Below are 8,975 nucleotides of genomic sequence, written 5' to 3'. Positions count from 1 at the left end.
AGCTGATAGAAACAGAAGCCACTGGAGCACCTCAAAAACACCATCATACACTAAATCAGTAAGTTGGCAGCATCACCGCCCGGGGCTTTTTTTATGATTTCCTCCGCTTTTTTCAGAATATCCAGCTCCATCTGCCGGCGGCGTATTTCCTGATTCAGTCGGGCGACTTCCCCCCGCAACGCATCGCGTTCTGCCTCCAGGTGTCACGAACGGTGCAATAGTGGTTCTTCCGCAACTTGGGTGGAAGAAAATGGATGAAACTTTCTGGTGAACAAAGATCTAAGCTGTTTTAAGTCATGGGCAACTCAATGCACTCTCTTAAGACACTTCTACAGTTACCTTGCGGATGGCGATGCAGTCGACAAATTATTAGCTCTGACGGTATAACCCTCCATCTCCACGGAAAACGCAAAACAGCACAATGTCCTGAATGCTTTAAGCGTAGCGACTCTGTTCATAGTTGTCGTCGGCGCCGGATACAGCATCTACCCTGCTCAGGACATACGCTATGGCTTGTATTTTCCGTCCGCCACTGGTACTGCCGTAACCCGGCTTGTTCACGTAAAATTTTTGCCGAGTCGCTTGCTCCCTTCGCCGGTTCACACCAACAGTCTTCACAGGCGTTACAAAATTTACAACGTCAACTGGGATTAATCGACGGAGGTGAGGCCGGGAAACGGGCAGCAACGGCAGTGGGGCTCCGTTGCAGTGCTGATACTCTCCTTCGCAGGGTTATCAATACCCCGGAGACGAAACAGTCAGGCGCGCCTCATGTCGGTATTGATGAGTGGGCGTGGCATCGGGGCCACCGTTACGGTACGTTAATCGTCAATCTTGATACTCACCGTCCCCTCGTCCTGCTTCCCGGTCGTGATCAGCGTACGCTGGCGACCTGGTTCAGAAAATATCCGGAAATACAGATTGTCTCGCGTGATCGCAGTGGAGTCTATGCGACAGCAGCACGTGAAGGTGCACCTCAGGCCAGACAGGTGGCCGATCGATGGCATCTGCTAAAAAATATTGGCGATGCGCTTGAACGAATGATGTACAGACATATACCTCTGATACGTCTTGTTGCCAGTGAGTTGTCACCAAAGAAATCACCTGATCCAGAACCATCTGTGCCTGCAGCATCGCTCCGTCGTCCGGAACGCCTAAAACAACAAACCCGCAAAAAACGGCATCAGCGTTGGACAGAGGTTATGGCCCTGCATAACAAGGAATGTAGTTTCAGGGAAATATCCCGTATTACAGGCCTGTCGCGTGTGACAGTCAGTCGCTGGGTGCGTTCAGGAACATTCCCTGAAATGTCAACCCGACCTCCAAAGCGAGGGCTTCTGGACCCATGGAGGGAGTGGTTAAAAGAGCAACGAGAAAGTGGTAATTATAACGCCAGCCGGATATGGCGGGAAATGGTGGCCCGGGGATTTACAGGCAGTGAAACCATCGTCAGGGATGCGGTTGCCAAATGGCGTAAAGGCTGGAACCCACCGGTTACTACTGCCGTCAGACTTCCTTCAGTGTCCCGGGTAAGCCGCTGGTTGATGCCTTGGAGAATAACCAGGGATGAAGAAAATTATGCTTCCCGATTTATTAGTCTGATGTGTGAAAAAGAACCTGAGCTGAAAATAGCGCAGCAACTGGCACTCGAGTTCTACCGTATTCTGAAACCCAAAATAAATCACAGCTAAGCAGTTGGTTCACTCGAGTCCACGAAAGCGGTTCAGCAGAATTTCGGCGCGTGGCGGCGGGGATGGAAGCTGATGCTGCAGCTATATGTGAGGCAATCAGTAGTCGCTGGAGTAATGGTGTTGTCGAAGGTCATGTAAATCGCCTGAAGATGCTGAAACGCCAGATGTATGGTCGAGCAGGATTTGAACTACTCAGGCAGAGGGTAATGAGTCCACTGGCATGAAAATCTCCACCCAGGTTGCGGAAGAGCCTTCCCAAACGCTATTTGGATAAAAAGTAGCCTTGACGTGGTTTATTTTCCGAATTCCAAGCGAAGTCCATCCCCCTCCCTCTTGATTACAAGGATGATAATTATTGTTATTCGCATTTGTGTGGTAATGGGATAGAAAGGAATGGATAGAAAAAGAACAAAATTAGTATAGCAATAGATATGCCCACTGCATTGAATACTTACAGGGCATTATTTTATTATGTTTAAATTGAAGTGGTCTCTGGTTTGATTTATTTGTTATTCAAGGGGGCTGTTTGGAGATCGGAAAATTCTGTACGTTAAGTGTATTATTTAACCAGTTTCGATGCGTAACAGATTGATTTTGCGTCAGCGGTTATCGTTTTTAAGTTGTCGCTCTTGCGCTATCGCGTTTAGGTTATCCGATTAAAGTCAAATTTCCTGAAAACTCTGTATAGCGCGGGAGTGCACCTTATAGCTGTAGGTAAGTATGTTCAAAAAATAGTCTTGCCGTACAATAATTTCCCATATCCAAACTCACTCCTTCAAGATTCTGGTCCCGGTTTACGGGTAGTTTCCGGAAGGGCGGTAGCATGCTGATTCAAACTGCAAGATGAAACATTGTCGGAGTTGGATGGAATTAAATCATGGCTATAGCATTTGGGCGTACATAACAAAATTGGTCCTCATATTTTAGAGTATGATTGCATATTCACTAATATTTTTACTTTCTGATGCGTGGTGGCATCATGCTTTATGAGATAAACAATCCTGGTCATTATCTGGAATTTGACGAAGTGTGATAACTGGTATAGCCAGATTAATCTAAACCTTTGTCTGACAAAATCAGATAAAGAAGAGTAGTTCAAAAGACAACTCGTGGACTCTCATTCAGAGAGATAGGCGTTACCAAAATTTGTTTGGAACCGAACAAGAAAATTGTATTTGTGTAACTATAATCTTAATGTAAAATAAAAGACACCAGTTCTGTAGAATATGCTTATTGAAGAGAGTGTAATAATAATTTTATATAGATGTCGTACAAAGAACAGGAATGAGTAATTATTTATGCTTGATGTTTTTTGACTCTTGCTTTTTATAGTTATTATTTTTAAGTTAGTCAGCGCAATAAAAACTTGCTTTTAATATTAATGCGAGTTATGACATTAAACGGAAGAAACATAAAGGCATATTTTTGCCACAATATTTAATCATATAATTTAAGTTGTAGTGAGTTTATTATGAATATAAACAAACCATTAGAGATTCTTGGGCATGTATCCTGGCTATGGGCCAGTTCTCCACTACACAGAAACTGGCCAGTATCTTTGTTTGCAATAAATGTATTACCCGCAATACAGGCTAACCAATATGCTTTATTAACCCGGGATGATTACCCTGTCGCGTATTGTAGTTGGGCTAATTTAAGTTTAGAAAATGAAATTAAATATCTTAATGATGTTACCTCATTAGTTGCAGAAGACTGGACTTCAGGTGATCGTAAATGGTTCATTGACTGGATTGCTCCTTTCGGGGATAACGGTGCCCTGTACAAATATATGCGAAAAAAATTCCCTGATGAACTATTCAGAGCCATCAGGGTGGATCCCAAAACTCATGTTGGTAAAGTATCAGAATTTCATGGAGGTAAAATTGATAAACAGTTAGCGAATAAAATCTTTAAACAATATCATCACGAGTTAATAACTGAAGTAAAAAGAAAGTCAGATTTTAATTTTTCATTAACTGGTTAAGAGGTAATTAAATGCCAACAATAACCACTGCACAAATTAAAAGCACTCTGCAGTCTGCAAAGCAATCCGCTGCAAATAAATTGCACTCAGCAGGACAAAGCACGAAAGATGCATTAAAAAAAGCAGCAGAGCAAACCCGCAATGCGGGAAACAGACTCATTTTACTTATCCCTAAAGATTATAAAGGACAGGGTTCAAGCCTTAATGACCTTGTCAGGACGGCAGATGAACTGGGAATTGAAGTCCAGTATGATGAAAAGAATGGCACGGCGATTACTAAACAGGTGTTCGGTACAGCAGAGAAACTCATTGGCCTCACCGAACGGGGAGTGACTATCTTTGCACCACAATTAGACAAATTACTGCAAAAGTATCAAAAAGCAGGTAATAAATTAGGTGGCAGTGCTGAAAATATCGGTGATAACTTAGGAAAGGCAGGCGGTATATTGTCAACGTTTCAAAATTTCCTGGGTACTGCACTTTCCTCAATGAAAATAGACGAACTGATAAAGAAACAAAAATCTGGTGGCAATGTCAGTTCTTCTGAGATGGCAGAAGCGAGTATTGAGCTAATCAATCAACTTGTGGATACAGCTGCCAGCCTTAATAATAATGTTAACTCATTTTCTCAACAACTCAATACCCTGGGAAGTGTATTATCCAATACAAAGCACCTGAACGGTGTTGGTAATAAGTTACAGAATTTACCTAATCTTGATAATATCGGTGCAGGGTTAGATACTGTATCGGGTATTTTATCTGCGATTTCAGCAAGCTTCATTCTGAGCAATGCAGATGCAGATACCAGAACTAAAGCTGCAGCAGGTGTTGAATTAACAACGAAAGTACTGGGTAATGTTGGAAAAGGTATTTCTCAATATATTATCGCACAGCGCGCTGCACAGGGGTTATCTACATCTGCTGCTGCTGCCGGTTTAATTGCTTCTGCTGTGACACTAGCAATTAGTCCCCTCTCATTCCTGTCCATTGCCGATAAGTTTAAACGTGCCAATAAAATAGAGGAGTATTCACAACGATTCAAAAAACTTGGATACGATGGTGACAGTTTACTTGCTGCTTTCCACAAAGAAACAGGGGCTATTGATGCATCATTAACAACGATAAGCACTGCACTGGCTTCAGTATCTTCAGGTATTAGTGCTGCTGCAACGACATCTCTGGTTGGTGCACCGGTAAGCGCGCTGGTAGGCGCTGTTACGGGGATAATTTCAGGTATCCTTGAGGCTTCAAAGCAGGCAATGTTTGAACATGTTGCCAGTAAAATGGCTGATGTTATTGCTGAATGGGAGAAAAAACACGGCAAAAATTACTTTGAAAATGGATATGATGCCCGCCATGCTGCATTTTTAGAAGATAACTTTAAAATATTGTCTCAGTATAATAAAGAGTATTCTGTTGAAAGATCAGTCCTCATTACCCAGCAACATTGGGATACGCTGATAGGTGAGTTAGCTGGTGTCACCAGAAATGGAGACAAAACACTCAGTGGTAAAAGTTATATTGACTATTATGAAGAAGGAAAACGTCTGGAGAAAAAAACGGATGAATTCCAGAAGCAAGTCTTTGACCCATTGAAAGGAAATATTGACCTTTCTGACAGCAAATCTTCTACGTTGTTGAAATTTGTTACGCCATTATTAACTCCCGGTGAGGAAATTCGTGAAAGGAGGCAGTCCGGAAAATATGAATATATTACCGAGTTATTAGTCAAGGGTGTTGATAAATGGACGGTGAAGGGGGTTCAGGACAAGGGGGCTGTATATGATTACTCTAACCTGATTCAGCATGCATCAGTCGGTAATAACCAGTATCGTGAAATTCGTATTGAGTCACACCTGGGAGACGGGGATGATAAGGCCTTTTTATCTGCCGGCTCAGCCAATATCTACGCAGGTAAAGGACATGATGTTGTTTATTATGATAAAACAGACACCGGTTATCTGACCATTGATGGCACAAAAGCAACCGAAGCGGGTAATTACACGGTAACACGTGTACTTGGTGGCGATGTTAAGGTTTTACAGGAAGTTGTGAAGGAGCAGGAGGTTTCAGTCGGAAAAAGAACTGAAAAAACGCAATATCGGAGTTATGAATTCACTCATATCAATGGTAAAAATTTAACAGAGACTGATAACTTATATTCCGTGGAAGAACTTATTGGGACCACGCGTGCCGACAAGTTTTTTGGCAGTAAATTTACTGATATCTTCCATGGCGCGGATGGTGATGACCTTATAGAAGGAAATGATGGGAATGACCGCTTATATGGTGATAAAGGTAATGACACACTGAGTGGTGGAAACGGAGATGACCAGCTCTATGGCGGTGATGGCAACGATAAGTTAATTGGGGGAGCAGGTAATAATTACCTGAACGGCGGAGATGGAGATGATGAGCTTCAGGTTCAGGGAAATTCTCTTGCAAAAAATGTATTATCCGGTGGAAAAGGTAATGACAAGCTGTACGGCAGTGAGGGGGCAGATCTGCTTGATGGTGGAGAGGGGAATGATCTCCTGAAAGGCGGATATGGTAATGATATTTATCGTTATCTGTCAGGATATGGTCATCATATTATTGATGATGATGGGGGGAAAGAGGATAAACTCAGTTTGGCTGATATTGATTTCCGGGATGTGGCCTTCAAGCGAGAAGGTAATGACCTCATCATGTATAAAGCTGAAGGTAATGTTCTTTCCATTGGTCATGAAAATGGTATTACATTCAGGAACTGGTTTGAAAAAGAGTCAGGTGATATCTCTAATCACCAGATAGAGCAGATTTTTGATAAAGGTGGCCGGATAATCACACCTGATTCCCTTAAAAAGGCACTTGAGTATCAACAGCGTAATAATAAGGCAAGTTATGTGTATGGGAATGATGCATTAGCCTATGGAAGTCAGAATAATCTTAATCCATTAATTAATGAAATCAGCAAAATCATTTCAGCTGCAGGTAACTTCGATGTTAAAGAGGAAAGAACTGCAGCTTCTTTATTGCAGTTGTCCGGTAATGCCAGTGATTTTTCATATGGACGGAACTCAATAACCCTGACCACATCAGCATAATATATTAATTTAAATGATAGCAATCTTACTGGGCTGTGCCACATAAGATTGCTATTTTTTTTTTGGGGAGTCATAATGGATTCTTGTCATAAAATTGATTATGGGTTATACGCCCTGGAGATTTTAGCCCAATACCATAACGTCTCTGTTAACCCGGAAGAAATTAAACATAGATTTGATACAGACGGGACTGGTCTGGGATTAACGTCATGGTTGCTTGCTGCGAAATCTTTAGAACTAAAGGTAAAACAGGTAAAAAAAACAATTGATCGATTAAACTTTATTTTTCTGCCCGCATTAGTCTGGAGAGAGGATGGACGTCATTTTATTCTGACTAAAATCAGTAAAGAAGTAAACAGATATCTTATTTTTGATTTGGAGCAGCGAAATCCCCGTGTTCTCGAACAGTCTGAGTTTGAGGCGTTATATCAGGGGCATATTATTCTTATTGCTTCCCGTTCTTCTGTTACCGGGAAACTGGCAAAATTTGACTTTACCTGGTTTATTCCTGCCATTATAAAATACAGGAGAATATTTATTGAAACCCTTGTTGTATCTGTTTTTTTACAATTATTTGCATTAATAACCCCCCTTTTTTTTCAGGTGGTTATGGACAAAGTATTAGTGCACAGGGGGTTTTCAACCCTTAATGTTATTACTGTCGCATTATCTGTTGTAGTGGTGTTTGAGATTATACTCAGCGGTTTAAGAACTTACATTTTTGCACATAGTACAAGTCGGATTGATGTTGAGTTGGGTGCCAAACTCTTCCGGCATTTACTGGCGCTACCGATCTCTTATTTTGAGAGTCGTCGTGTTGGTGATACTGTTGCGAGGGTAAGAGAATTAGACCAGATCCGTAATTTTCTGACAGGACAGGCATTAACATCTGTTCTGGACTTATTATTTTCATTCATATTTTTTGCGGTAATGTGGTATTACAGCCCAAAGCTTACTCTGGTGATCTTATTTTCGCTGCCTTGTTATGCTGCATGGTCTGTTTTTATTAGCCCCATTTTGCGACGTCGCCTTGATGATAAGTTTTCACGGAATGCGGATAATCAATCTTTCCTGGTGGAATCAGTAACGGCGATTAACACTATAAAAGCTATGGCAGTCTCACCTCAGATGACGAACATATGGGACAAACAATTGGCAGGATATGTTGCTGCAGGCTTTAAAGTGACAGTATTAGCAACCATTGGTCAACAAGGAATACAGTTAATACAAAAGACTGTTATGATCATCAACCTATGGTTGGGAGCACACCTGGTTATTTCCGGGGATTTAAGTATTGGTCAGTTAATTGCTTTTAATATGCTTGCTGGTCAGATTGTTGCACCGGTTATTCGCCTTGCACAAATCTGGCAGGATTTCCAGCAGGTTGGTATATCAGTTACCCGCCTTGGTGATGTGCTTAACTCTCCAACTGAAAGTTATCATGGGAAACTGGCATTACCGGAAATTAATGGTGATATCACTTTTCGTAATATCCGGTTTCGCTATAAACCTGATTCTCCGGTTATTTTGGACAATATCAATCTTAGTATTAAGCAGGGGGAGGTTATTGGTATTGTCGGACGTTCTGGTTCTGGAAAAAGCACATTAACTAAATTAATTCAACGTTTTTATATTCCTGAAAATGGCCAGGTATTAATTGATGGACATGATCTTGCGTTGGCTGATCCTAACTGGTTACGTCGTCAGGTGGGGGTTGTGTTGCAGGACAATGTGCTGCTTAATCGCAGTATTATTGATAATATTTCACTGGCTAATCCTGGCATGTCCGTCGAAAAAGTTATTTATGCAGCGAAATTAGCAGGCGCTCATGATTTTATTTCTGATTTGCGTGAGGGGTATAACACCATTGTCGGGGAACAGGGGGCAGGATTATCCGGAGGTCAACGTCAACGCATCGCAATTGCAAGGGCGCTGGTGAACAACCCTAAAATACTCATTTTTGATGAAGCAACCAGTGCTCTGGATTATGAGTCGGAGCATGTCATCATGCGCAATATGCACAAAATATGTAAGGGCAGAACGGTTATAATCATTGCTCATCGTCTGTCTACAGTAAAAAATGCAGACCGCATTATTGTCATGGAAAAAGGGAAAATTGTTGAACAGGGTAAACATAAGGAGCTGCTTTCTGAACCGGAAAGTTTATACAGTTACTTATATCAGCTACAGTCAGACTAACAGAAAGAACAGAAG

Annotated in this window: 3 protein-coding genes and 1 pseudogene; all 4 read left to right on the top strand. The window is 41.7% G+C overall.

Translation table 11 applies throughout. The features are described 5' to 3' along the window. The first annotated feature begins 296 nt into the window (after nucleotides 1–296). The 4 genes and pseudogenes from BEB42_RS24785 (at nucleotide 297) to BEB42_RS24770 (ending at nucleotide 8,960) form a co-directional block, all read left to right on the top strand. Nucleotides 297–1,915, top strand: a pseudogene (locus BEB42_RS24785) (ISL3-like element ISEc38 family transposase). Between the two features lie 1,247 nt (nucleotides 1,916–3,162). After that, entirely contained in the window at nucleotides 3,163–3,675 is a 513-nt protein-coding gene (gene hlyC, locus BEB42_RS24780; RefSeq protein WP_021569014.1) for an alpha-hemolysin-activating lysine-acyltransferase HlyC, read from the top strand. Between the two features lie 11 nt (nucleotides 3,676–3,686). Then, nucleotides 3,687–6,761 (top strand): RTX toxin hemolysin HlyA, encoded by a 3,075-nt coding sequence (gene hlyA / locus BEB42_RS24775; RefSeq protein ID WP_001142367.1) that lies wholly within the window; start codon nucleotides 3,687–3,689, stop codon nucleotides 6,759–6,761. Nucleotides 6,762–6,836: 75 nt separating this feature from the next. Then, nucleotides 6,837–8,960: a type I secretion system permease/ATPase gene (locus BEB42_RS24770; protein ID WP_024222537.1), complete on the top strand. Its 2,124-nt coding sequence runs from the start codon at nucleotides 6,837–6,839 to the stop codon at nucleotides 8,958–8,960. Nucleotides 8,961–8,975 lie beyond the last annotated feature (15 nt).

The sequence above is a fragment of the Escherichia sp. MOD1-EC5990 genome, from assembly GCF_002965285.1.
Lineage (GTDB): Bacteria > Pseudomonadota > Gammaproteobacteria > Enterobacterales > Enterobacteriaceae > Escherichia > Escherichia coli_F.
Note: the sequence above shows the minus strand (reverse complement) of the source record. Positions and strands in the feature narration are given on the sequence as shown.

Bases quoted from the DNA above. Each gene is read 5' to 3' on its own strand.
- hlyC (WP_021569014.1), top strand. From the start codon at position 3,163: ATGAATATAAACAAACCATTAGAGATTCTTGGGCATGTATCCTGGCTA.
- hlyA (WP_001142367.1), top strand. From the start codon at position 3,687: ATGCCAACAATAACCACTGCACAAATTAAAAGCACTCTGCAGTCTGCA.
- BEB42_RS24770 (WP_024222537.1), top strand. From the start codon at position 6,837: ATGGATTCTTGTCATAAAATTGATTATGGGTTATACGCCCTGGAGATT.